The sequence below is a fragment of the Anaerolineales bacterium genome (assembly GCA_019637805.1).
GTDB lineage: Bacteria > Chloroflexota > Anaerolineae > Anaerolineales > UBA11579 > JAMCZK01.
Genome location: JAHBVB010000002.1, coordinates 44,280 through 67,624, shown reverse-complemented (window position 1 = coordinate 67,624; position 23,345 = coordinate 44,280). Strand labels below are relative to the sequence as shown.

At 62.6% G+C, this 23,345-nt stretch carries 22 protein-coding genes; 6 read left to right on the top strand and 16 right to left on the bottom strand.

The features are described from left to right. The first annotated feature begins 20 nt into the window (after positions 1-20). Positions 21-983 (top strand): SGNH/GDSL hydrolase family protein, encoded by a 963-nt coding sequence (locus tag KF885_05960; GenBank protein MBX3048697.1) that lies wholly within the window; start codon positions 21-23, stop codon positions 981-983. Here KF885_05960 and KF885_05955 read toward each other — a convergent pair. Both KF885_05955 and KF885_05950 read right to left on the bottom strand, forming a co-directional pair. Then, the gene (locus KF885_05955; GenBank protein ID MBX3048696.1) at positions 980-2,569 is read right to left on the bottom strand and encodes a LysM peptidoglycan-binding domain-containing M23 family metallopeptidase; all 1,590 of its coding nucleotides are present in this window, start codon (positions 2,567-2,569) and stop codon (positions 980-982) included. The genes KF885_05960 and KF885_05955 overlap by 4 nt on opposite strands. A gap of 2 nt (positions 2,570-2,571) precedes the next feature. Further along, on the bottom strand, positions 2,572-4,071 hold the full coding sequence (locus KF885_05950; protein MBX3048695.1) for a LysM peptidoglycan-binding domain-containing protein: 1,500 nt from the start codon (positions 4,069-4,071) through the stop codon (positions 2,572-2,574). Between the two features lie 139 nt (positions 4,072-4,210). Here KF885_05950 and ftcD point away from each other — a divergent pair, with 139 nt between their 5' ends. Genes ftcD through KF885_05935 form a run of 3 tightly spaced genes read left to right on the top strand, consistent with a single transcriptional unit; the run spans position 4,211 to position 7,948 of the window. After that, positions 4,211-5,716 carry a glutamate formimidoyltransferase gene (gene ftcD, locus KF885_05945; GenBank protein MBX3048694.1) on the top strand — a complete coding sequence of 502 codons (1,506 nt, stop codon included), beginning with the start codon at positions 4,211-4,213 and terminating at the stop codon, positions 5,714-5,716. A 32-nt stretch (positions 5,717-5,748) separates the two neighbouring features. Further along, positions 5,749-7,383, top strand: a complete 1,635-nt coding sequence (locus tag KF885_05940; protein ID MBX3048693.1) for a CapA family protein — start codon at positions 5,749-5,751, stop codon at positions 7,381-7,383. A 10-nt stretch (positions 7,384-7,393) separates the two neighbouring features. Continuing rightward, a complete protein-coding gene (locus KF885_05935; GenBank protein MBX3048692.1) occupies positions 7,394-7,948 on the top strand; it encodes a dCTP deaminase in 555 nt (184 codons plus the stop codon). Here KF885_05935 and thrB read toward each other — a convergent pair. The 3 genes from thrB to KF885_05920 are packed head-to-tail and all read right to left on the bottom strand — an operon-like array spanning position 7,943 to position 10,297. Then, positions 7,943-8,836, bottom strand: coding sequence for a homoserine kinase (gene thrB / locus KF885_05930; protein MBX3048691.1), 894 nt, complete (start codon positions 8,834-8,836; stop codon positions 7,943-7,945). The two genes, KF885_05935 and thrB, sit on opposite strands and share 6 nt — an antisense overlap. Further along, positions 8,836-9,897 carry a threonine synthase gene (locus KF885_05925; protein ID MBX3048690.1) on the bottom strand — a complete coding sequence of 354 codons (1,062 nt, stop codon included), beginning with the start codon at positions 9,895-9,897 and terminating at the stop codon, positions 8,836-8,838. Before KF885_05925 ends, thrB begins: the two co-directional genes overlap by 1 nt. After that, positions 9,875-10,297: a helix-hairpin-helix domain-containing protein gene (locus tag KF885_05920; protein ID MBX3048689.1), complete on the bottom strand. Its 423-nt coding sequence runs from the start codon at positions 10,295-10,297 to the stop codon at positions 9,875-9,877. Before KF885_05920 ends, KF885_05925 begins: the two co-directional genes overlap by 23 nt. A gap of 33 nt (positions 10,298-10,330) precedes the next feature. Between KF885_05920 and KF885_05915 the strand changes: the two genes are divergently transcribed. Further along, entirely contained in the window at positions 10,331-11,047 is a 717-nt protein-coding gene (locus KF885_05915; protein MBX3048688.1) for a DUF554 domain-containing protein, read from the top strand. A gap of 56 nt (positions 11,048-11,103) precedes the next feature. Here KF885_05915 and KF885_05910 read toward each other — a convergent pair whose 3' ends face one another. The 10 genes from KF885_05910 to KF885_05865 form a co-directional block, all read right to left on the bottom strand. Further along, complete coding sequence (locus tag KF885_05910; protein MBX3048687.1) at positions 11,104-11,802, bottom strand: thioredoxin domain-containing protein; 699 nt, start codon at positions 11,800-11,802, stop codon at positions 11,104-11,106. Positions 11,803-11,919: 117 nt separating this feature from the next. Then, positions 11,920-12,789: a GNAT family N-acetyltransferase gene (locus KF885_05905; GenBank protein MBX3048686.1), complete on the bottom strand. Its 870-nt coding sequence runs from the start codon at positions 12,787-12,789 to the stop codon at positions 11,920-11,922. A gap of 32 nt (positions 12,790-12,821) precedes the next feature. After that, positions 12,822-15,206 (bottom strand): GAF domain-containing protein, encoded by a 2,385-nt coding sequence (locus tag KF885_05900; protein MBX3048685.1) that lies wholly within the window; start codon positions 15,204-15,206, stop codon positions 12,822-12,824. After that, positions 15,203-16,219 carry a hypothetical protein gene (locus KF885_05895; protein ID MBX3048684.1) on the bottom strand — a complete coding sequence of 339 codons (1,017 nt, stop codon included), beginning with the start codon at positions 16,217-16,219 and terminating at the stop codon, positions 15,203-15,205. Before KF885_05895 ends, KF885_05900 begins: the two co-directional genes overlap by 4 nt. 187 nt (positions 16,220-16,406) lie before the next feature. Then, complete coding sequence (locus KF885_05890; GenBank protein ID MBX3048683.1) at positions 16,407-17,078, bottom strand: transcriptional regulator; 672 nt, start codon at positions 17,076-17,078, stop codon at positions 16,407-16,409. Between the two features lie 19 nt (positions 17,079-17,097). Continuing rightward, complete coding sequence (locus KF885_05885; protein MBX3048682.1) at positions 17,098-17,394, bottom strand: hypothetical protein; 297 nt, start codon at positions 17,392-17,394, stop codon at positions 17,098-17,100. Between the two features lie 11 nt (positions 17,395-17,405). After that, positions 17,406-18,089: a response regulator transcription factor gene (locus tag KF885_05880; GenBank protein MBX3048681.1), complete on the bottom strand. Its 684-nt coding sequence runs from the start codon at positions 18,087-18,089 to the stop codon at positions 17,406-17,408. Then, complete coding sequence (locus KF885_05875) at positions 18,086-19,321, bottom strand: GAF domain-containing sensor histidine kinase (GenBank protein MBX3048680.1); 1,236 nt, start codon at positions 19,319-19,321, stop codon at positions 18,086-18,088. Before KF885_05875 ends, KF885_05880 begins: the two co-directional genes overlap by 4 nt. Further along, positions 19,318-19,809, bottom strand: coding sequence for an ATP-binding protein (locus KF885_05870; GenBank protein MBX3048679.1), 492 nt, complete (start codon positions 19,807-19,809; stop codon positions 19,318-19,320). The genes KF885_05875 and KF885_05870 overlap by 4 nt, the downstream gene beginning before the upstream one ends. Continuing rightward, positions 19,782-20,366, bottom strand: coding sequence for a hypothetical protein (locus KF885_05865; GenBank protein ID MBX3048678.1), 585 nt, complete (start codon positions 20,364-20,366; stop codon positions 19,782-19,784). Before KF885_05865 ends, KF885_05870 begins: the two co-directional genes overlap by 28 nt. A 219-nt stretch (positions 20,367-20,585) precedes the next feature. On the opposite strand from KF885_05865, the gene gyrA reads away from it, so the two are divergent. After that, on the top strand, positions 20,586-23,036 hold the full coding sequence (gene gyrA, locus KF885_05860; protein ID MBX3048677.1) for a DNA gyrase subunit A: 2,451 nt from the start codon (positions 20,586-20,588) through the stop codon (positions 23,034-23,036). 67 nt (positions 23,037-23,103) lie between these two features. Here gyrA and KF885_05855 read toward each other — a convergent pair whose 3' ends face one another. Continuing rightward, positions 23,104-23,316, bottom strand: coding sequence for a hypothetical protein (locus tag KF885_05855; GenBank protein MBX3048676.1), 213 nt, complete (start codon positions 23,314-23,316; stop codon positions 23,104-23,106). Positions 23,317-23,345: the final 29 nt, after the last annotated feature.

The window sequence follows — 23,345 nt, the reverse complement described above, 5'->3', positions numbered from 1 at the left end:
GCACCGCAAGCGTAGCGCTGATGCTCAAGAAGATCACTTTCCTGTTGCTGGTCAGCCTGCTGGGCCTGGCGGCTTGTGCCGCCCCGGCGGCTGCCAGCCAGCCTACAGACGCCGCGGACCCGACCAGCGCGCAAGCAGCCGGCGGCAATACGGCCAGCCTGACGCCAGTCGCCGCCAGCGAGAATACGCAGCCAACGGCGGCAGAAACCCGCCTGCCGCGCGGCAACCACCCCGCCGACTGGCGCGATTACCCGGTGGTGCCAGAGTTCTCAGAGACGGCCATCCAAATCTACCTGCGCGGCGTGGCCAACGGCAACGACCCGCAGCATTTTTCGAAGATCGGCGATTGCCAAAACATCACCACCTATTTCCTGAGCGCGCTGGAAGACCCGCGCTTCCACAGCCTGGGGGAAGAGTACGCCTACCTGCAGGAGACCATCGACTGGTATTTTGGCTCCTATTCACGCGACAGCCTGGCGGTGGCCGGCGGCCTGAACGTGGGCCGTCTGCTCTCCCCGCTGGCGGCCAACCAGCAAATGTGCGACCCCACCGAGAACTCCCTGATGTGCGAGGTGCGCCACTTTAACCCCAGCGTGGTGCTGGTCAGCCTGGAAGAGAACTGGAACGACCGCGGGGCGGAAGAGTATGGCAAGCACCTGCGCACGATCGTGGACTACCTGATCGCCGAGGGTGTGGTGCCGATCCTGGCGACCAAGGCCGACAACCTGGAAGGCGACCACAGCATCAATGCCGAAATTGCCTCTGTGGCGGCGGAATACGATCTGCCTTTATGGAACTTCTGGCGAGCCGTGCAGGGGCTGCCCAACAACGGCGTGGAGGACGACGGCTTTCATCTGACCGTATCCGGGCCGTACTTTGATGACCCGGCACGCATGAAATCCGGCTGGGCCTGGCGCAACCTGACCGCCCTGCAAACGCTGGACGCTTTCCGCCAGGCTGTGACCGCCGCGCAGGGCGACTAAGGGTCTTCCGGCAGGCGCGCAATGCGCGTGCCGGCATTGGCGCAGGTGCAGGCGGTGACCACGTTCCCGTCGCGCTCCAGCGTACCCAGGTAGGGCGCGGCTCCTGACTTGGCCACCCAACCACTGAAATTGAAGGGCAGCGGACCGCCGGCGGCGATCCACTCGCCGTTGTACTTGCGGGCGATGTGCAAGTGCGTGCCAGTGGCCTGCCCGCCCTCACAGGACGGGTTGCCCAGGAAGTCCCCCCGGTTGACCCAGTCACCAACGCGCAGGTGGCTTTTGTTGGTGACATGCAAGTAGAGCAAGACCCAGCCGGTCTGTTCATAGCCATCCCCATCCAGATCCAAGACCAGCACGCCCATGCCGCTGCGCACCACCAGCCCGGCGGAGGAGGCCACCACCCGGCTGTCTGAGGGCACGCAGCCGGGCAGCAAGCTGCCGGGCGCAAAGTCCAGCGAAGCCTGGGCGCCGTTGGGCGCCCAGGCGCCGTGCGGACCAGAGGTGAACGACCAGGCCTGGTTGACGGCAAAGGGCAGGTTGAGATAGGGCTGGGTCAAATCTGCGGTGAGCAGCGGTTCATTCTGGGTGGCGCGCAACCACGGGTCTGGGAACATGGCCCTGCCGTGCGTGAAGGCGAAGCCGAATTCCGGATCCATCTTCTCCTGCCAGCCGGGGTAATCATAGAGCAGGCTGAAGAGATACTGCACGGCCACACTGCCGGCGTTCAAGTCCGGCGCCAGGCGCAGCACATAGCCGTCCCGGAAGGTCAGCTGGGTGAGGGTGCCCTCGCGCCAGCCGTAATAGCCCACGGACAGCTCGCGGGCCGCCCAGGACAGCTGCTGGTACAGCCCCTTTTGCATGGCGTCGATGTGGCCGAGGGGATAGTCGAGCGGGGCATTGGCCGAGGGCTCGCCCAACACCCAATTGCTCTGCTCCTGCAGAATGGAGAGCAGCAGGCGCGGGTTAAGCGAGTGCTCGTAGGCCACCCGCTCGATCACGGCGGCGCCGTTGTACCAGGCGGAGGGCAGGTACTCCCGGTAGCTGGCCAGATAGCCGCCCATACGGCCGACATAACTGGCGGTATTGAAATCAATGGACGATGGAGAGAGCACGACATCACTGTCGGGGATCAGGCGCTGGTTGGGGCCGCTGGCGCCGACCCGGTTGGGGATGGTGAGGATCTGGCCGGGGTTAAGCAGCCCGGCGGCGATGTCTTGCGGCGAAGCAATTTCGGCCGCATCCACACCGAATCGCAGAGCCAGTGAGGCGAGCGTATCGCCCGCCTGGGCGGTGTAGATGAAGGGCGGGCTGGCGGTGGGCGACTGGGCCGGGGTGGGCGTGGGCGCCGCGGTGGCAAACACTTCCGTGGGAACTTCGGACGGGGTCAGCGAGGCGGTGGGCAGCTGCGGCAGCTGGCCGGGGTCCAGCAGGCCCTGCAGGGCAGTGGCGGAGGCAGCCAGGTGCCCTTCGGCCTGCTCTGTCTCGGCCAGGCTGCCGGGAGTGACATAGCCGCTGCTGCACACGATGGTGGCCGCGGCGGAAAACACCGCAAAGCAGAGCAGTTTGATGGCGCGGGAGGTGGGCATGGTTAACGTTGCAACATATTGGCCGGGTCACGGCATTCACAGGCTTCCACAGAGCGACCGTCGCGCTGCATGACGCCGTTGTACAACACGCCGTCGCTCACCGAAACCCAGCCGTCCAGCACAAAAGGCAGCCGTCCCGCAGCCGGGATCCACTCACCATTATAGCGGCGGGCCAGGTGCAGATGGGTGGCGGTGGAAATGCCGCCCTCGCAAGAGGGATGGCCGATGCGCTCTCCGGCGCGCACCCAGGCGCCGAGCGGCACGCGGCCTTGTTCGGCTATGTGCATGTAGAGCACGGTCCAGCCGGTTTGCTCGTAGCCGTCACCGTCCAGGTCCTGGACTACGGCGCCGTCGTCGGAGCGCACGATAAGGCCATCGGCGGCGGCCACCACCCAGTCGGGGCTGATGTTGCAGCCGAGCATGTCGCCGCGCGGCGCAAAGTCCAAGGCGGCCCAGGCCGAGCCGTCGCCCCAGCCGCCGTGCGGGCCGCCGCTGAAGACCCAGGGCACGCCCGGTTCGAAGGGCAGCTGCAGGACGGGCTGGGCCAGCCCGGCGGGCAGCAGCGGCTCGATGGCCAAGTCAAAAGGATAACCAAACAGGCGCTGATAGATGGCGAACAGCCCACCTTCCGAGGCAGCCGCCCTCCAGGCGCCTTCCTCATGCAGCGGGGCCAACATGGCCTGTACGCCGGCCGTGCCGGCGTTGATGCCCGGCGCGGCGGGGACGAAAAGCCCGTCCTTGAGCGTCCAACCGGCGGCTTCACCGGCCTTCCACGAGTAGTAGCCGCGGTTGAGGCGGTCTGCCGCCCAGGAGAGCTGGCGGTAGAGCCCCTTGCGCCAAGAGTCGGCCACGCCCATGGGGAAGTCCAAGCTGGCGGTGGGCGGGTTGGGATTGCTGAGCCAACTGCTGTGGTATTCCAGCACGGCCAGCAGCAATTTCGGATTGACCGAATATTCGCTGGCGACGCGCTGTACGATCTGCGCGCCAGTGAAAAAGCGGGCATCCAATTCTTCGCGGTAGTTTTTCAAGAACCCGGGCTGGCCTTGGACGAAGGCATTCACATCGAAAAAGAGCGCGTAAGGCCCGTTGACCAGCTCGGAATCAGGCAGGATCTTGAAGTCCGGCCCGCTGCCGGCGGCGGCCTGGGGCGGAATGCGCAGCACCTGGCCGACTTCGAGAGCGTTGGGGTTGACCAGAGTGTTGGCGGCGATCAGCGCCTCGAGCGTGACGCCGAAACGCTGGGCGATGGCACTGAGGAAATCATAGGGCTGCACGACATATTCGCTGTACTCGCTGCGCACGGCAGGCAGCGCGTGGGCGCTGTCTGGTGTGGGCGAGGCCAGCGGCAGGTTGGGGTCGCGGGTGGGCGGCAGGGTCGGCGGCGGCACAGCCGCGCCCAGCGGCGTGCTGGCCGGGTCCGCGGAGAGCAGCGGCTGGACGCTGGCCGCCGCGGGCGGGCCAACGGTGGTGGTGGGGAAATTGCAGGCCAGGCTGGCGAGCATTACAAGGAGCATGGGAGTGAGTTTGCGCATAGTTCGAGGGTGGGCTTTGTTTATACAAAGGTTGCAAGGAAGCTGCCAGTCCATTCCTTGCGCAGTTGCCATTTTCGGCTGGCAAGCCCAAGGTATATAATCAATCCCAATGACAGTCCCCATTATCGAATGTATCCCCAATTTTTCTGAAGGCCGCCGTCCCGAAGTGGTGGATGCGATTGCCGAGGCGATTGCCTCGGTGAACGGCGTAACCCTGCTGGACCGCAGCTCCGATGCGGACCACAACCGCAGCGTGCTGACCTTCGTCGGCCCGCCGGCGGCGGTGGAAGAAGCGGCCTTGCGCAGCATCGCCAAGGCCGCCGAGCTGATCGATATGGAAACGCACACGGGCGAGCACCCGCGCATGGGTGCTGCCGATGTGGTGCCTTTTGTGCCCATCGCCGGGGTCAGCATGGATGAGTGCGTGCAGCTGGCCCAGCGCGTGGGCCAGCGTGTGGGCGACGAACTGGGTATTCCGGTGTATTTATATGAAGAAGCCGCCAGCAAAGCCAGTCGCCGCAACCTGGAGAACGTGCGGCGCGGCGAGTACGAAGGCATCCGCGCCGAGATCGGCCGCAAGGCCAGCCGCAAGCCGGACTATGGGCCCAATGCACTGGGCAAGGCCGGCGCAGTGGCGATTGGGGCGCGCCAGCCGCTGATCGCCTACAACGTGTATTTGAACACCGGCGATGTGGAAGTGGCCAAGGCGATCGGCAAGGCCGTGCGCCATTCCTCCGGCGGCTTTCGCTTCGTCAAAGGCGCCGGCTTCCTGGTGGATGGGCTGGCGCAGGTCTCGATGAACCTGACCAATTACAAAAAGACGCCGCTGGCGCGGGTGGTGGAAGCCATCCGCCGCGAGGCGGCCCGCTACGGAGCCAGCATCGTCAAGACCGAACTGGTCGGCCTGATCCCGCAGCAAGCTATGGAAGACGCGGCCGCCTGGTACCTGCAGCTGGACGGCTTTGACCCGCAGCAGGTGCTGGAACGGCGCATGCAGTCGGCCGCCGCCCCGGCGGCCGAAGACTTCGTCGAGGCGCTGGCCAGCGCGGCGCCGGCGCCCGGCGGCGGGTCCGCCGCGGCGCATTCCGGCGCGCTGGCCGCGGCCTTGGTGGCGATGGTGGCGCGGCTGACAATCGGCAAGAAGAAATATGCCGCGGTGGAAGCCCAAATGAACGAAGTGCTGGCGCAAGCTGAAGGCTTGCGGGCTGCCTTTACCCGGGCGATCAGCGAAGATGCGGCCGCCTTTGACGCAGTGATGGCGGCCTTCAAGCTGGCCAAGGACGCCCCCGGCCGTGAAGCGGCGATCGAGGCGGCCACACTGGAAGCGGCCCGCCAGCCGCTGGCGGTGGCGCGCATGGCGCACGACTGCCTGCGCCTGGCGCAGCAGTCCGCCGCCCTGGGCAACACCAACACGCTCAGCGATGCCGGCACAGCCGGCGCACTGGCGGCCGCCAGCCTGCAGGGCGCCGGACTAAACGTGCGCATCAACCTGAATTCAGTCAAGAAATCGAAGGAAACCCGGGCGATGCTGGCTGAACTGCAGGAGCTGCAGGCCCAAGCCGTGACACTGAACGCAGAGATTCGTACTTCTATTGAGGAGCGCGGCGGTTTTTAGCCCGCAGCCATTTCGCCAAACCTATGCGTAAATTGACCATTCTTGTATTGCTGGCGGGCCTGCTGCTGGCGGCCTGCAACCTGCCCAGCAGCCCTGCGCCGGCGCCAAACCCCGACGCGGCAGCGATCACGCTGACGCCGTTCCACCCTGACCTGTCCGCCGAAGAAGCCGCGCCGAGCCAGCCCGCCTGGTGGCTGGACCCCGCGCTGCCCGCCAGTTTTGCGGAGCAGGTCAGCCTGCCCGAAGGCGCGGCCTGGGCCGAGGATGCCGCCGAAGCAGATGTGCTGGTGGGCGTGAACCTGGGTGAACCACTCAGCCAGTGGATCTACGCTTTGGCGGCGCCCTTCCCCACCCTGACTGACGCGGTCAGCCTGGCGGAGCTGCAGGCCGCCTGGGGCGGCCGGGCCGGCGAGCCGTTCGCCGGCGTCCCGCTGCTACTGAGCGAGGAGACGCTGGCGGTGTTGAGCGCCCTGTGGGGCCAGCCGGCCGCCGGCGCCACGGAAGTGCACCCGGCGGATGAGCTGTTGGAGGCGGCCTGGGCACGGCAACCGGCCTGGGCGCTGATCCCCTTCGAGGAGATCGCCCCGCGCTGGAAAGTGCTGGCGGTGGACGGCCAATCGCCGATCTGGAAAGACTTTGACCCGGCGGCCTACCCGCTGACCGTGCCGATTGGCATACAGGGCGAAGCGGCCCTGCTGGCTGGCGCCCAAGCCCCAGCCAGCAACCGTGAGGCCGACAAGCTGACCACCGTGATCATCACCGGCGTGACGGCGCTGGTGCGCGCCACGGCCTACACCATGGACCGCAACGGCGTGACCTACCCGGGTGAGGATGTAGGCCCGCTGCTGCGCGAAGCTGACATTACCCACATTAGCAATGAAGTGCCCTTTGCGGCGGACTGCCCCCTGCCAGACCCAGTGCAGCGCGGGCTGGTGTTCTGCAGCAACCCGGCCTATATGGAACTGCTGACCGACATCGGTACCGACGTGATCGAGCTGACCGGCGACCACTTCAACGACTGGGGCGCCGAGGCGATGCTGTATACGCTGGACATGTACCGTGAGATCGGCCTGCCCTACTACGGCGGCGGGGTCAACAGCGCCGAGGCGCGCCAAGCCCTGACCCTGGAACATAACGGCAACCACATCGCCTTCATCGGCTGCAACGGCAAGGGCGGCGGCTATGCCACCGCCCGCGAGGACCACCCCGGCACGGTGGAGTGCGACTACGCCCTGATGGAACAGCAAGTTCAGGAGCTGGTGCAAGCGGGCTATGTGGTTATCGCTACCTTCCAGCATAACGAGAACTACGTCTTCCGCCCGCCGGAGACGCTGGTGCGCGACTTCACGCGTATTTCGGCGGCCGGGGCGCACATCATCAGCGGCAGCCAGGCGCACCAGGCCCACGGCATGGAGTTCACCGGCGACGGGGCCATCATCGCCTACGGGCTGGGCAACATGTTCTTTGACCAGCGCGGCGTGGTGGAGTACGGCGACCAGGCGCTGATCACGCGCAACATCGTCTACGATAACCGCTACATCAATACGGAAGTGTTCACCATCCAATTCGTGGACTTTGCCAAGCCGCGCTTGATGACCCCCGAGGAACGCGCTGTGTTCCTGGACATTATCTTTAACGCCAGCCGCTGGAATTACCCCAGCCGCTAAGGAGAACGAGATGGGCCTGAAACCCGACCACTGGATTGAGCAGCAAACCTTGCAGCACAAGATGATCGAGCCGTTCGAAGCCAGCCAGGTACGGGAGGGCGTGATCTCCTACGGCGTGTCCTCGTACGGCTACGACATTCGCGTGGCCGACGAGTTCAAGATCTTCACCAACGTGCATTCAGCAATGGTGGACCCCAAGAATTTTGACCCCAAGTCCATGGTCGATTTCAAGGGCGAGGTGTGCATCGTGCCGCCCAACTCCTTCGCCCTGGCGCGCACGGTCGAATACTTCCGCATCCCGCGCAGCGTGCTAACCATCTGCCTGGGCAAAAGCACCTATGCACGCTGCGGGATCATCGTGAATGTGACGCCGTTTGAACCGGAGTGGGAGGGCTTCGTCACTCTGGAGATCTCCAACACGACCCCCCTGCCTGCCAAGATCTATGCCAATGAGGGGATCGCTCAAGTGCTGTTCTTCGAAGCTGATGAGGAATGCCGCGTGTCCTACGCGGATAAGAAGGGCAAATACCAGAAGCAGCAGAGCATCGTGCTGCCCAAGTTATAAGACCACAGCCCCGTGCGGGCTGCTGTTGAGTGCATAATGCCGCGCGGCCAAGCCCGCCGCCCGGAAGGCGGCGCGCATGGCCGCGCCGACGGCTTCTTCGGCCCCCTCCTCTACAAACGCAATCACGCCCGGCCCCGCGCCGGACAGGGCCGCTGCGGCCCCTAAAGCCTGGGCGGCGACGATCGCCTCGGCCGCGCCGGGCAGCAGAGCCAAGCGGGCGGGCTGGTGCAGCTGGTCTTTCATGGCGAGGGCCAGCAACGCCAGGTCGCCGCGGCGCAAAGCCTCAGCCAGCAGCAAGCTGTGGCCGATATTGGCCACCGCGGCGGGCAAAGGTACCTGGGCAGGCAAAGCGGCGCGCGACTCATGCGTACTCAGCCGCGCTTCGGGCAGCAGCACCACAGCGCGCAACGGCTGATGCTCCAACTGCTGCACCTGCCAGCGTCCTTTATGGCTGTAGACCAGGACCAGCCCGCCGTACAAGGCGGCCGCCACGTTGTCAGCGTGGCCCTCCAGGTCGGCGGCCAGCTGCAAAATCTCGGCCTGAGAGAAAGGCCCACCCAAAAGCGCATTGGCCCCCAACAAGCCCGCCAGGGCCGCGGCAGAGCTGGAACCCAGCCCCGAACTGAGTGGGATGTGGTTGTGGGCCTCCAAGCTGACGCCCGGCGGCAGGGGCTGGCCGGTCTTAGTGTAGACCAGCTCAAAGGCGCGCGCCATGCGGTTCCTGGCGCTGCGCGGCAGGCGGCCCTGCCCTTCGCCGGTGATCTCGATCTGCCAGCCCTGCCCTTCCAGGCTAAAGTTGGCCTGGTTGGACAAGTCCAGCGCCAGACCCAAGCAATCGAAAGCCGGACCCAGGTTGGCGGTGCTGGCCGGGACGCGTACAGTCACCATCAGCCAGCCAACAGGGCTTCCAGCGCAGCCAGTTCCGCCGGAATAACCGGCGTTGCGGGGATGGCCTGCGTGATAGTGTCCGGGTCTTTGAGGCCGTGACCGGTGCAGACCAGCACCACGCGACCCTGCGGCTGCAGGCGGCCAGCAGCGATCTCCGCTGTAAGGCCGGCCAGGCCGGCGGCTGAAGCTGGCTCGACCCACAGCCCTTCGGCGGCCAGACGGCGCTGTGCGGCCAGGATCTCGGCGTCGCTGGCGGCCACAATCCGCCCGCCGGACTCGGCGGCGGCTTGCAATGCCTGCTCGCCGCGGGCGGGTTTGCCGATGCGGATGGCGGTAGCCACCGTTTCCGGCACTTCGACCGGCGCGCCGTGTACCAGCGGGGCCGCCCCGGCGGCCTGTACGCCCAGCAGGAGCGGCAGGCCGCTGGCGTGCAGCTGGTGAACCTGGCGGAAACCCATCCAATAGGCAATGATGTTGCCGGCGTTGCCCACCGGCAGGCACAGCCAGTCCGGGGCGCGGCCCAAGTCTTCAATGATCTCGAAGGCGGCGGTCTTTTGGCCCTGCAAGCGATGCGGGTTAAGCGAATTGACCAGGGCGATGGGTTGGCGCTGGCTGACCTGCACCACCAGCTCCAAGGCCTGATCGAACGAGCCGCTGACCTGGATGACCTGGGCGCCGTAGGCCAGCGCGCCAGCCAGCTTGCCGGCGGCGACCTTGCCCTGCGGGATGAGCACGATGCAGCGCAGGCCGGCGCGGGCGGCATAAGCCGCGGCGCTGGCGGCGGTGTTGCCGGTGGAAGCGCAGATCACGGCCTGGGCGCCGCGGCCCAGCGCCTCGCCCACCGCAGCGGTCATGCCGCGGTCTTTGAAGGAGCCGGTCGGGTTCAAGCCCTCGACCTTGGCATACAGCTCAAAGCCGCCGCCCAGTTCCTGAGCCAGGCGCGGCAAGGGCAGCAGCGGCGTGCCGCCCTCCAGCAGCGAGATGCTCTGGGTGTGGGCGGGCAGGTCCAGCAGGGCCTGGTAGCGCTGCAAGAGGGGTTTAATCTTCATTGGGTTCCACATAGGCAAAGGGCAGCAAGCCTTCCAGGGTGCGCGGGCCAATGCCCGGAATGTCCAACAACTGCTCCAGGCGCTGAAACGGCCCATTTTGCTCACGATACGAAACGATCAGCATGGCCGTGCTAGGCCCGATGCCCGGCAGGAACTCCAGTTCCGCCGCGGTGGCCGCGTTCAGGTCCAACGGCAGGTTGGGCTGCACCAGCGGCGTCGGGGCCGGGCGGCTGGGCTGCGCTTGCGCTGCCATGGCTGGGTCAGCCGTGGGCGCCTGCACCAGCTGGATGGGCTGGCCGCGGCGCGGGGCGGCCAACAGCAGCAACAGGCCGGCGGCAGCCAGGCCGCACAGCACGCCGTAGGCGATCCACCAGGCCGGCTGGGTCGCCAATTGTTTAGGTCCCCTGGACATGGCCGGAATTATACGCTCCCTTATAATCAGCGCATGATCGGCACGCTGCTTAATGTAGCCACCATCATTCTTGGCGGTCTGCTGGGCCTGGCCTTTGGCTCACGCCTGCCGGAACGCATGGGGCAGACCGTGGTGGCCGGGTTGGGCCTGTTTACTGTGGCCTACGGCCTGCGCATGTTCTCGGAAACCAGCAATGCCGTGCTGGTGCTGCTGGCCATGATCATCGGCGGCATCCTGGGTGAGTGGTGGCAGATCGAAGAGGGCCTCAAACGCCTGGGCGCCTGGCTGCAAGCGCGCTTTGCCGCCAACGCCGAGGGCGGCAGCGCCAAATTCGTGCGCGGCTTCCTGACCGCTTCTCTGGTCTACGCCATCGGCCCGATGGCGATCCTGGGCTCGATCCAGGATGGGCTGACCGGCGACTTCAGCCTGCTGGCGATCAAGTCCACCCTGGACGGCTTCGCCAGCATTGTGTTCGCCTCCACGCTTGGCGTGGGGGTGCTGTTTTCTTCGCTGGTTATTCTGGTGCTGCAGGGCAGCATTTCGCTGCTGGCCCAGCAAATTCAGGCCGTCTTCACCCCGGCCATGATCGCCGAATTAAGCGCCACCGGCGGCCTGCTGCTGGTGGGCATGGGCGTGAGCAGCCTGCTGGAGATCAAGCCCATCCGGGTGGGCAATTTCCTCCCGGCGCTGGTGATCGCCCCATTGATCGTGGCGCTGCTGGCCCACTTCCGCATTCCGCTGGACTTCTAGCACCAACAAAAAACACCCTGCCAAAGCAGGGTGTTTTTATCGAGTACCAGATCGGTCTAGTTGGCGCCCGCAGTTTCCAGAGCTTCTTCAATGACTTGCTGCAGACGTGAGAACGGCTGTGCGCCGCCCAGCACCTGGCCGTTGATCACAAAGGCCGGGGTGCCGCTTACGCCCAGGCTGGCCGCCACGTCATGTGCGGCCTGCACTTCCGGGATCTTTTCGTCGCTGGCCATGCAGGCGCTAAAGGCTTGCGTATCCATGCCGGCCACCTTGCCAGCCATATCAATCAGCTTGGCGTCCGAGTAGCCGCCCACATTGCCATTGGAAAAATTCACCGGCGCAAAGACCACGTCGTGAAATTCCCAGAAGTAATTCTGCGCCGCGGCGCAGTAAGCCGCCTCAGCCGAGTTGACCGATTCAGGGCCGAGGAAACCGACCACATAGTACATCAGGCGCACTTTGCCGGTGTCCACATATTCGGCGATCATGTCCTCTTCCACAGAGTTGTAGGAGTTGAGGCAGTGAGGACATTGAAAGTCCAGGAATTCGATCACGGTGACAGGCGCATCTGCGGCGCCCAACTGCATACCGTCTTTTTGGGTGTAGGTGGTTTGGCGCGGGCCGCTAAAAAGCTGGCTTAGAACAATCAGTCCCACCAAAATAACTGCACCGATCCCCATGTAGATCAGCCATTGGTACTGGCCTTTTTTGGCTTTGGCGCGCTGGCGTTCCTGGCGAGCTTGGCGATTGGTCATTCTGTGTATCCTCCGAAGCAGTGTCTCCGGTCTAGGCCGGGCAAGGCGTAATTGCCTGCCCAGTGTAGCAGAAGTTGGCTCTTTGCAAAGAAGTGAAAGAGTTTTTCTCTCCCCGGTTTAATCTGCGCCGGATGTGCAGTCGTACTGGTAGACCGGGAACTGTTCCCCATTGAAGTTGAAGCCCAGTTTCTTGTACAAGGCCAAAGAAGCCCCGTTATTGTCCTGGGTATTCACGGTCAATAAGGTGTCGCCGCGCTGCAAGACGTGGGTTTGGACATGGCGTACCAGGGTGGCGGCATGGCCGCGCCCCTGGTGGCTGGGATGCGTGGCCAGGCGGGCCAAGTGCGGCCCGCGGGCGCTGTGCGTGCTGATCTGGTAGGCGACGATGCGCCCGCCCTGCTCGACGACGCTGGCCAGGCCAGCCTGGCTGAAGGCAGCCTCCAGGGCAGACAGCGAGTTGCGCCACAGTGGGCGGAAGGCGGCATGATCCACCTCCGCCACCAGGGGCAGGTCTTCCTGGGTCATGGGGCGCAGGTCGGCGTCGATCTCCTGGACAGAGGTCTGCAGGGGCTGGGGGCGCCATTCCAAAACGACGACTTCGTGGTCCTTGATGAAGCCGCTGCGCGCCAGCAAGGTTTCAAACCAGTCTTGAAGCGGAATGGCGGCCAGTGTGTGGATCTCTTTTTGGCGCAATATGGGGGTGGCCGCCGGCCAGAGCAGATCCCAGGCATCTGTAGGCCGCATACCGGCGGCCGTGGCGAACAGGCGCACCCAACTGACCTCAGGCAGGTCAGGGGAACAGGCCAAGGCGGCCACCAACTGCCCAGAATTTTCTGCGATCAAATAGGGGTCATGGCCGAGCCAGTCTAACGGACGTCGCCAATCCAGATGGCGATGCACATAGGTTTCGAAGTGCAGCAGGTTGGCCAACCGGCTGCGGTCTGCTTCAGTCGCGGGGCGCTGGCTGAGGACCGCGGGAACAACCATCAGGAGAAATTATACCGGATGCCGGCAGCCTTTTACTTTTCGAGGATATGCAGGAAAAATGATTCGACCACATGCGGGTCAAAATGCTTGCCGGCCTGGTCGCGCAAGTAGTCTTTGACCTTGTTGGTCTCCCAGGCCGGGCGATAAGGGCGGTCAGAGGTCAGCGCATCCCAGACATCAATGATGGCAAAAATACGCGCCTCCAATGGAATTTCCTGCCCTTTAAGGCCATGAGGATAGCCCGAACCATCCCATTTTTCATGGTGGTAGAGCGGGATAGGCATGGCGGGGTGCAGAAACTCAATGCCTTCCAGCATTTGGCCGGCGTATTCGGGATGTTTGCGCATGATGTGCCACTCATTCTCGTTGAGTGGCCCGGTCTTGCCCAAGATCTGGTCGGGGATGCCCATTTTGCCAATATCGTGGAGCAAAGCGCCGCGGCGCACATGAACGAGCCTGTCATCATCCAGCCCGAGGTGACGGGCCAGTGTCACGGTGGTTTCGGTCACACGGCGGCTGTGCTCGATGGTCTCCATGTCGTGCAGGGCCAAGGCGTGCGCCCAGCCTTCGATGGTGCGCTCGTAGGCATCGCGTAAATCATCATTGGAGCGCTGCAAGTCACGGAACAAGGATGCATTGTCAATGGCGATGGCGGCCTGCCCGGCCAGCGTGAGCAGAAAGTCTTCCCATTCCGTGTCACGGACTTCTTCTGAACGGTGGAAGGTTTCCAGCACGCCAATCACCTTGCCTTTGGCCACCAGCGGCACGGCATGATAGCTGAGGAAGCTCTCTTGCTGGAACAGCTGTGGCCGCAGGGTGTTGCGATACAAGGCCTCGCCGCTGCCGCGCACCAGCTGGCGCTGCTGGGCGGCCCGGCCGGCCAGGCCTTGACCAAAGTTCACCCGGCTGTCTCGGATCAGCTGGCTGCGGAAGCCATTCCCGGCAGCGAACTCCAGGACATTCTCGGCATTCAGCAGCAAGATCGCCGCGGCGTCCAGATCGAGCTCGCGATTGGCCTGGGTCAAGATCACATCCAGAATAAAGTTGATGTCAAGGCTGGAAGTGATTGCCAGGTCAATTTCACGCAAGCTGCGCAAGTGCCGCAAACGGCGCTGGGTCTGCTCATACAGCGCAGCGCGATGAATGGCGTTGCCGCCAATACTGCAGATGGCATTAATTACGCGCACATCACTGTTTTCAAAAGGCAGGTCACGGCCCAGGCCCAGGGTGCCAATAACTTTGTCTTCGGCAAAGATGGGGAAAATCGCCACCGACTTGGTTGGAGTGACGTCTTTGACCACTTGGTATAGAGCCGGGTCCGGGTCGATGATGAATTGATTGTTGATGTAGGCGCTGCGGTCTTCGACCACTTTGCTGGTCAGCCCCATGCCGCGCGGGATGACCGAGCCAACCGGCTGGCTGGCTCGCGGCCCGCGGCCGGCCACGATGTGGTGGTCACCGCTTTGCTCATCCATCAAAGTGATCGACCCATCCAAGGCGCCAACCGCTTGCATGGCCTGGTCCATGATGACCGGCAGCATTTCGTCCTGAGTGTCGGCGTCCTGCAGGCCGCGGCTCACAGCCGCAATGGCCTCCATCTCGCTCTCGCGCACTTTGCGTTCTGAAATATCACGGATGATCAGCTGCGTAGCTTGCTTGTCCTCAAAGAGGAAAGGCGTGGCAGTCACCTCCACGTCGATCATGCGCCCGTCCGAGCGAATGAACTTTTCTTCGACTGGCGACTGGGCCTCCCCTGTCTCGGCCTGCTTCACGATGCGGGCGGTCACCACGCTGCGGTCGTTGGGATGCACCAAGTCGAGGACATTGCGGCCTTCCAGCTCTTCCTGGCTGCTGACGCCCAGCAAGTTGAGGGCGGCGGGGTTGGCAAACACGATTTGGCTGTCGACATGCACCATGATGGCGTCGGGCATCATGTCCACCAGGCTTTGGTAGCGCTCGCGGCTTTCGACCAGCTGCTTTTCGGTCTCGTCACGCTCAATGGCGTAGCGGATGGAGCGCAGCAGCAAGTCGCCGTTGATCTGCCCTTTGACCAAATAATCCTGGGCGCCGCTGCGCACCGCATGCAGGGCCAGGTCGACATCGTTCAGCCCGCTGAGAATAATGATGGTGAAAGCTTTGCCCTTCTCTTGAAAACGTTCGAAGGTTTCAAAACCCTGGCAATCCGGCAGGCCCAGGTCCAATAGGACCGCGTCCAGCGGCTGTTCGGGGTCTCCCACATATTCCAGGCCCTGGTCGAGGGTAGTGACATGCTCGAAGCGCAAGTTCATATTGCCGGTGCTCTTGAGCATTTCCTGGATCAGGCGCGCATCACCAGGGTTGTCTTCCACCAACAAGACCCGAATCGGCTTGTCCCGTTTCTGGGAGGGAAGCTCCCCGGTGGGGATGCGGGCGCTCATTTCTGCTCTCCTGATGGGACGGAGATCGTGAAGAATACTTTGCTGCCCTGCCCCGGTTCAGACTCGATCCAAATCGCTCCGGCATGGCGGTCCACGATGCGCTTGCTGATCGCCAGGCCCATCCCAGTGCCGGGATAACGCTCCCGGCTGTGCAATTTCCGGAAGATCAAAAAGACCTGGTCTAAATGGGCGGCATCTATGCCGATGCCGTTGTCTTCCACACAAAATTGGTGAAAACCGTCTTTCGCCTCGGCCCGAATATGGATGACCGGCGCCTGCTGCGCATGAAATTTCAGGGCGTTGGAGATCAGATACTGAAAGAGTAAGGCCAACTGGGCCGGGTCGGCATACACGCTGGGCAGCGGCCCGACATGGATCTCGGCCTGCGCATCAGCTATGACGATTTCCAAGTTTTCCAACACGTTTTGCAAAACATCCTCAGCCGGCACCCAAGTCATGGCGCCGCCGCGGGTCTGCACCCGGGAAAAGACGAGCAGGTCATTGATCATCTGCTGCAAGCGGTTGGCCCCATCCACGGCAAAGCCAATAAACTCATCGCCGTCTTTGTCCAGCTTGCCACTGTAGCGCTGGCGGATCAGCTGCATGTAGCCATCCACCATGCGCAAAGGCTCCTGCAGGTCGTGGGAGACAATATAGGCAAATTGCTGCAACTCGCCTTCCACGTTCGCCAGCTTTTCTTGCAGACCGTTGGCTGCATGGGCCTCCGCGGGCAGAATGGTGCTGACAATCAATTGCTCCCCTTCGATCTCGACCAAACGGGCAGAAAGCTCTCCCCAGCGCAGTAGGCCGCTACCGGTCTTGAATTCTACGGGGAGGCGATCGATGCCCTGCTGTTTGTGCAGCTGCTGCACAATGCGCTGGCGGTCCTGCGCCCCGGCATACAAATCCGCTGCACGGGTTTCAATAATCTGATGAAGTGAGACGTCAAAGAACTGACAAAATGCTTGATTGGCAAAAAGAAAGTGCCCATCCTTCGGATGGGTGATTGCCATTGCATTTGGAGCATGCTCCAACGCAATTCGATAGCCCTCCCCCTTCAAAACAACTGACATACCGCTAACCTACCCCAGTTTTGAACCACCTCCCGGCTATCACGCTCGCAGGGTTAAGGCGAAAAGCAACAAGAGCAGTATAGCGCTGGCCTTTTGGGGTTTCCCTTACAATCCTGTAAGGGATTGATTAAAGCAGTGCGTCGAGAGCGTCCCGCAAGGCTTGCAATTTTTCACGCGAGATCGATTGCAGGCGTTGGGCCAATTCCAAATAGGCGCGGTTCTCTTCGCCAGCGACAAAGTCCTGCAGGTCGCTGGGCAGGTTGGACAAGTTTTGCCGGGCGCGCTGGGCCGTGTTCCACTCGCCGATCGGCCCATGAGCATCCATGAAGCTTTCCAGCGGCACGCCCAGGGCGGCCACCAAATGTTCCAATTCAGGCAGGGGCACCGGCGTTTCGCCGCTCTCGTAGCGGCGAATGCGGCTGGCGGAGATGCCGGTGCGGTCAGAGACGTCTTTCTGGCTGAGCCCGCTGGCGGCCCGCGCCTGGCGCAGCAGGGTGCTGACGCTGCGCTGGCGCAGCACCAGCAGGCGCTGGGTATCCAGCTCCTCCGCCGTGCCCGGGCCGGACACCAAGCGTTCGGACCAGAAGTGAGCCAGCGGCACGCCCAGGAAATAGGCCAGCACTTCCAACTCCGGCAGGGAGGGGGAGCTCTCGCCGCGTTCGATGGCGCCAAAGGTGCTGGCGGAAATGCCGATGGCCGCGCCCAAGTCCTTCATGGACTTGCCACTGGACAGGCGGGCATCCCGCAGCAAAACGCCGAGTTTCTTTGCGCGCAACTGTAAGGCTTGGTTCTCGCTCATCAGATAAGTTTAAACGATTTCAACGGCCGAGGGGATTGGCGGCGGCCTTGTTTTCGATGATCCAAATGATGTGCTCGCGGTTGATGGCCATGAAGTCGCTGCGCTTTAACTCCACCACGCCTTCCGGGTCAAAGATCTGCGCTTTGGTGATGGCAACAAACAGCTCATTCGAATTGAGCGCATCTTTAATGCGCTCGTTCTCGCGGGCATGCAGGTTGCCGTGGATGCGGTTGTGAATGGTCTGGATGATCACGGGGTATTGCACCGTGTTCACCAGCTGGCGAAAACCGCCCTGGTCGGTAGAGTTTTCTGACATCTGTCCTTGGCCTAAGGCATCATATAGCCTTCGCCAGAAAGGGTGACAATCAGTTGAGGGTTCTTGGGGTCCCGTTCCAGCTTCTGGCGCAGCCGGGAGATGCTGACCCACAGGATCTCTTTTTCTTCACTGTATTCGGGGCCCCAGACGTTGCGCAGCAGCTGCTCCCCGGTGAGGGTCTTGCCAAAGTTGCGGGCAAACTGCAGCAGCAGGCGGTATTCCGTGGCAGACAGTGAGATCGGTTCGCCCTCCACCGTGACCTGGGCGCGGGCAAAGTCAATATCCAGCCCGCCGCGGGAGAAGGTGCTCTGCGGCGTGGCCGTGGCGCCGCGCTGCGCCCGGCGCAGCACGGCGCGCACCCGGGCGAGAAGCTCACTGGCGGAAAAAGGCTTGAGCACATAGTCATCTGCGCCCAACTCAAAGGCGCGTAATTTGTCCGCCTCTTCACCTTTGGCCGTCAGCATGATGATCGGCACCTCGGAAAACTCGCGGATGCGCTCGCAAGCTTGAAACCCATCCATCTCGGGCATCATCACGTCCAGCACGATCAGATCCGGCGTTTGTGCGGCGGCGATCTCAACAGCCTGGTTGCCGTTGGCGGCTTCCAAGATCTGGAAACCCTCCGTTTGCAGATTGGCGGATACCAGACGCAAAAAGCGCGGTTCGTCATCCACGACAAGTATTTGAGTCGTCATAAAGCCTTCTCCTTATCTCCTCTGGCCGCCCTGGCGTCATCAAGGGGCAAACGAACCTGAAATTCAGCGCCTATACCTTCCCCCGACTTTACATGAATTTCGCCGGAATGCGCCTTGACGATCTGTTCACAAATGTAAAGGCCCAAACCACTGCCGCGCGTCCCGCTTTTCAAGCTGGAAGAACGATAAAAGCGTTTAAAGATCAACGTCTGCTCGGATTCTTTGATACCGGGTCCAGAATCGCGCACTGAGATCTGCGCCCAGCCGGCCTGCTGTTTTAAAGCAATCCAGATGGGGCCTTCGGGCGCGTATTTGGCGGCATTGCCCACCAAATTCTCCAGCACCTGCGCCAGGCGCTTGGGGTCACCCAAGACATGCACACTGGGGCCGGGCTGCCAGTGAATTTCCAACTCAGGATGGCGGGTTTGCCAGCGGGCTTGCGCCTCATCGATCAGGGCGTTGAGGTCCACCGGCTGTTTGGTCACATCCAGGGTTCCGGTTTGCAGGCGAGAGGAGTCCAGCAGGTTGTCCATCAATTCACTGAGGCGATCCGCTTCTTCATCAATAATGCCAAGGAATTCTCGCCGCGTCTGCGCGTCCCACTCAGTGTCCTTGCGCAACAAGGTGGTTGAGTAGCCTTTGATAAATCCCAGCGGGGTTTTGAATTCATGTGAAATTGTGGCTACAAAGTCTGACTGCAGGCGCGCCAAGCGGCGTTCGGCCTCCAGGTTGGCAATGCGTTCCACCAGACGGCGATGCTCCAGCACCTGGCTGACATGTGTGGCGATGAACTTGGCCAGGTTGATCTGCTCTTCTTTATAGGTTGGCCCGCCAAAACGAATAAAGACCAGTGAACCGATGCATTTGCCCCCCAGCCGCAGAGGCAGGGCCAGGTAAAAGTGCTGCTCCAGACGATCGCGGTTGGGGTCCACCTCGGGCTGGTAGAGGAAATCGCTCCCGGTGTGAAAGGCCTCGTAGGCGGCGCGTTCCCCCCAGGCCAGGTCGGCCTCTGTGGAACGGCCGCGGCCGATGGCGCGGGCAAAGGCAGGCTCCAGGCCGCCCTGCTCGGTCTCCAGGTAGAGCACCGCATTGTCGAAGATGAACACCGGCCGCGCCAGGCGCACGATGGCGGCCAGGGCCTCATCGCGGTCCAGCGTTTCAGCCACGATGCGGCTGATGGCGTAGACCGCTTTGAGTTCCGCAGGCTGCAGGCTTTCGGTTCGGGCGCTCATTTTGCCGCCGCAGCCAAAGGCAGGGTGAATGAGAAGCGGCTGCCTTTGCCCAAGTGGGTTTCCACCAGCAGCTTGGAGCCATGCGCCTGTACGATGCGCTGCGCCAGGGTCAACCCAATGCCGGTGCCCCCGGCTTTACGGGTGCTGGAACCATCGATCTGATGAAAGGGTTCAAAAATGTCTTGAATGCTTTCTGGGGCAATGCCCGCCCCAGTATCCATAACGGCCAGCTCCACGCGCCTGCCCTGCGACTGAGCGCTCAGGTGCACACGCCCCCCTTTTTTATTGAACTTGATGGCATTGTCCACCAGCTGGTTTAGGGCCCATTCCAGCTTATTTTCATCCGCCAGGACCGGCGGCAAATCGCCCGCCGTCTGGCGGGTGAGCTTGACGCCGGCTTCCTCCAGCCGGGCCTGTTGGTTGGCGGCCACCGAATCGAACAAACGCGGGATATACACCACTACGGCTTCCAGGTGCAGACTTTCCACCGTGTCAAAGGAGAGGAACAAGGATTATCGATCAGGCTGCTGAGCCGGCGATACGACTTCTCCAAAATGCGCACGGCGTTGCGCTGCTCGTCGTTCAAATCACCCAGCGCGTTGGCCCCCAGCAGGTCAATGTAGCCTACCATATGCGCCAGCGGCGTGCGCAGTTCGTGCGAAATGTTGGAAATAAAGTCGTTCTTCAGCCGGTTGAACTCGGTGAGCTTGTCCAGCGCTTCCTGCAGCTCTATGGTGCGTTCCTGCACGCGCTGTTCCAGCAGCAGGTTGCTTTGATGCAGGGCCTCCTGCAGCTGGGCAATTTGCTCGGTGACCGCTGCGTCCAGGGTGCGCCGGTCCACCAGGTTGAGCTCGATCAGCGCCTCCCCCAGCAGCACTCGGGTGCCTTCTTTCCGCTTTTGCTGCTGATGGCTGAGGGCGCGCTGCAAATCTGCGCGGGTAAGCAGACCTTTTTCCACAAGGCTATCCCCCAGGCGCGGCACCAGCACTTCTGGCGCCAGGGGTCCGGTGGTTAAACGAATGTCATCCCGGTGTATCCGTGCCACGTTAGCCTTAGTGTACTCAAATCCAACAATTTGATAAGTGTTTTTCTACATTTCTGACTGGAAGTATACATTAAGGAAACGCGGCAAGTCCAAGCGGGGCAGCGCACGCCTGAAATAGCGCGCTGAGTTATAATTGAAAATTCAGCACGTTTCCATTTCATTCAAGGACAATTTGTGGAAAAACGCACTTCAATCAAACCGGTAGACATCGGCGAGCAAATGCGCTCTGCCTATTTGGATTACGCCATGAGCGTGATCGTTTCGCGCGCCCTGCCTGACGCGCGCGACGGCCTCAAGCCCGTGCACCGCCGCATCTTTTACGCCATGCATGACATGGGCATCCGCGCCAACACCAGTTACCGCAAATCTGCCCGTATCGTAGGTGAAGTGCTGGGCAAATACCACCCGCACAGCGACGCAGCCGTGTACGACGCCATGGCGCGCATGGCGCAGGATTTCTCCATGCGCTACCCGCTGATCGATGGCCAAGGCAACTTTGGCTCCATCGGTGGCGATCCCCCAGCGGCGATGCGTTATACCGAAGCGCGCCTGCACCCCATGGCCGAAGAGCTGCTGGCCGATATTGACAAAGACACCGTGGATTTCACTGACAACTTTGACGGCTCGCTGCAAGAGCCGCGCGTACTGCCCAGCCGCCTGCCCAATCTGCTGCTCAATGGCTCCTCCGGCATCGCGGTGGGCATGGCCACCAATATCCCGCCGCACAACCTGGGCGAGTTGGTCGGCGCGCTGAACCACCTGATCGACCGTTGGGAAAAGATCGACGAGGTTTCGGCCGAAGACCTGATGAAGTACGTCAAGGGACCGGACTTCCCCACCGGCGGCCTGGTGGTGGGCATGGACGGCATCCGCGACCTGTACAGCAAAGGCAAAGGCCAGCTGATGGTGCGGGCCAAGTCTCGCATTGAAGAAGGCGTGCGCGGCCGCAACCGCATCGTGATCAGCGAAATCCCCTACCAGCTCAATCTGACCAACCTGATCGAACGCATCGCCGAACTGGTGCGCGACGGCCGCCTGGAAGGCATTGCCGACCTGCGCGACGAATCCGACCGTGACGGCCTGAGCATTGTGCTGGAATTGAAGGCCGGCGCCCAGCCGCAAATGGTGCTGAACCGGCTGTACAAGTTCACCCCGCTGCAAAGCACCTTTGCCGCCCAACTGCTGGCCCTGGTGGACGGTGAACCGCGCCTGCTCTCGCTCAAGCGCGCCCTGCAGATCTTTGTGGAGCACCGCCAGGTGGTCATCACGCGCCGCACGCAGTTCGAGCTGGACAAGGCCCGGGCGCGTGCGCACATCCTGGAGGGCTTGCTGAAAGCGCTGGCCAACCTGGACGCGGTGATCAAGACCATCCGCGAATCCAAGGACGCCGATACGGCCAAGTCCTCATTAATGAAGCGCTTCGACCTGAGCGAGAAACAAGCCCAGGCGATTCTGGACATGCAACTGCGCCGGCTGGCCGCCCTGGAGCGCCAGAAGATCGAAGACGAGTACAAGGCCATCCAGGAGCAGATCGCCTACCTGGAAGACCTGCTGAACAGCCCCAAGAAGATCCTGGCCCTGATCAAGAGCGATCTGGGCGACATGCTCAAGACCTACGGCAACGAGCGCAAGACCCAGGTGGACGCCGAAGGCCGCGCCAAGGACGACCTGAGCGAAGAAGCCCTGGTAGCCGACGAAGCCGTGCTGGTCAGCCTGACACAGCAAGGTTACGTGAAGCGTGTGGCCGCCAAGTCGTTCAAGGCACAAACCCGCGGCGGCGCCGGCGTACGCGGCCATGCCACCAAGGGTCACGACGAAGTCGTGATCCTGGTGCCGGCGCGCACGCTGGAGACGATCCTGTTCTTCTCCGACCGCGGCAAGGTGTATTCTGAACGCGTCTATCGCCTGCCGGAGGCTGACCGCACCGCCCGCGGCACGCCGATCATCAACATCCTCAGCGTCAGCAGCGGTGAAACCATCACAGCCGTGGTGGTGGTGCCAGACTTCAAGTCGGCGGCGGCCTTCTGCGTGATGGCCACCCACCAGGGCAAGATCAAGCGCATGGCGCTGGGCGAGCTGGAAGCCGTGCGCCCTTCCGGCCTGATCGCCATGAACCTGGACGACGGCGACAGCCTGGGCTGGGTGCGCCTAGCCGGCGAAAAGGATGAGATCATCCTGGCGACGCAGCAGGGCAAGGCGCTGCGCTTCGGCGTGGGCGCCGTGCGACCGATGGGCCGCCAGGCCGCGGGGGTCAAAGCCATCAGCATCAAGGGCGATGACCACCTGGCCGGCATGGAAGTGGTCGAGCCGGGCGGTGAGCTGCTGGTGGTGACCACCAAGGGCTACGGCAAACGCACCCCGCTGAAGGAATATGCGGCCAAGGGCCGCGGCACCGGCGGCATGCTGACCACGGACATCAAGTCCTTCAACACCATCGGCCAGATCGCGGCGGTGCGCGTGGTGCAGGCCGCTGACGAAGTCACCATCATCTCCACCAACGGCGTGGTGCTGCGCACACGCGTCAAAGAGATCAAGCAGGCCAGCCGGGCGACGCGCGGCGTGCGCCTGATGAACCTGGCCGAAGGCGACAGCGTGGCCACCCTGGCGCGCATTGCCGCAGCCGACCTGAAGCTGGCCGGCATCGCCGAGAACGGGGATAAAGAGAAGTAAGCCGGTTTTTACCCAACAAAAAAGCGGGCAGAGTTTCTCTGCCCGCTTTTTATTCTCCAGCTGGCGGCTATAAAGGCAGGGAAATGGCGCCGGTGATCAGCAGGGCAAACGCGCCAATAATCAGCACCATCAAAAAGAACATCAAGGCGATCACAAAGCGCTGGCCGGGCGTCATGCCCAAAAAGCCCAGTTCCGGTTCGGGAGTCAACTCCAATGCGGAGGCTTCTTCAATCTCGCGGAGGAAGTTCTGCAGTTCCTCATCTTTGGCAAAGTCATCCATAGCCGTGCTCCTTGTGAACAAGTGTAGTG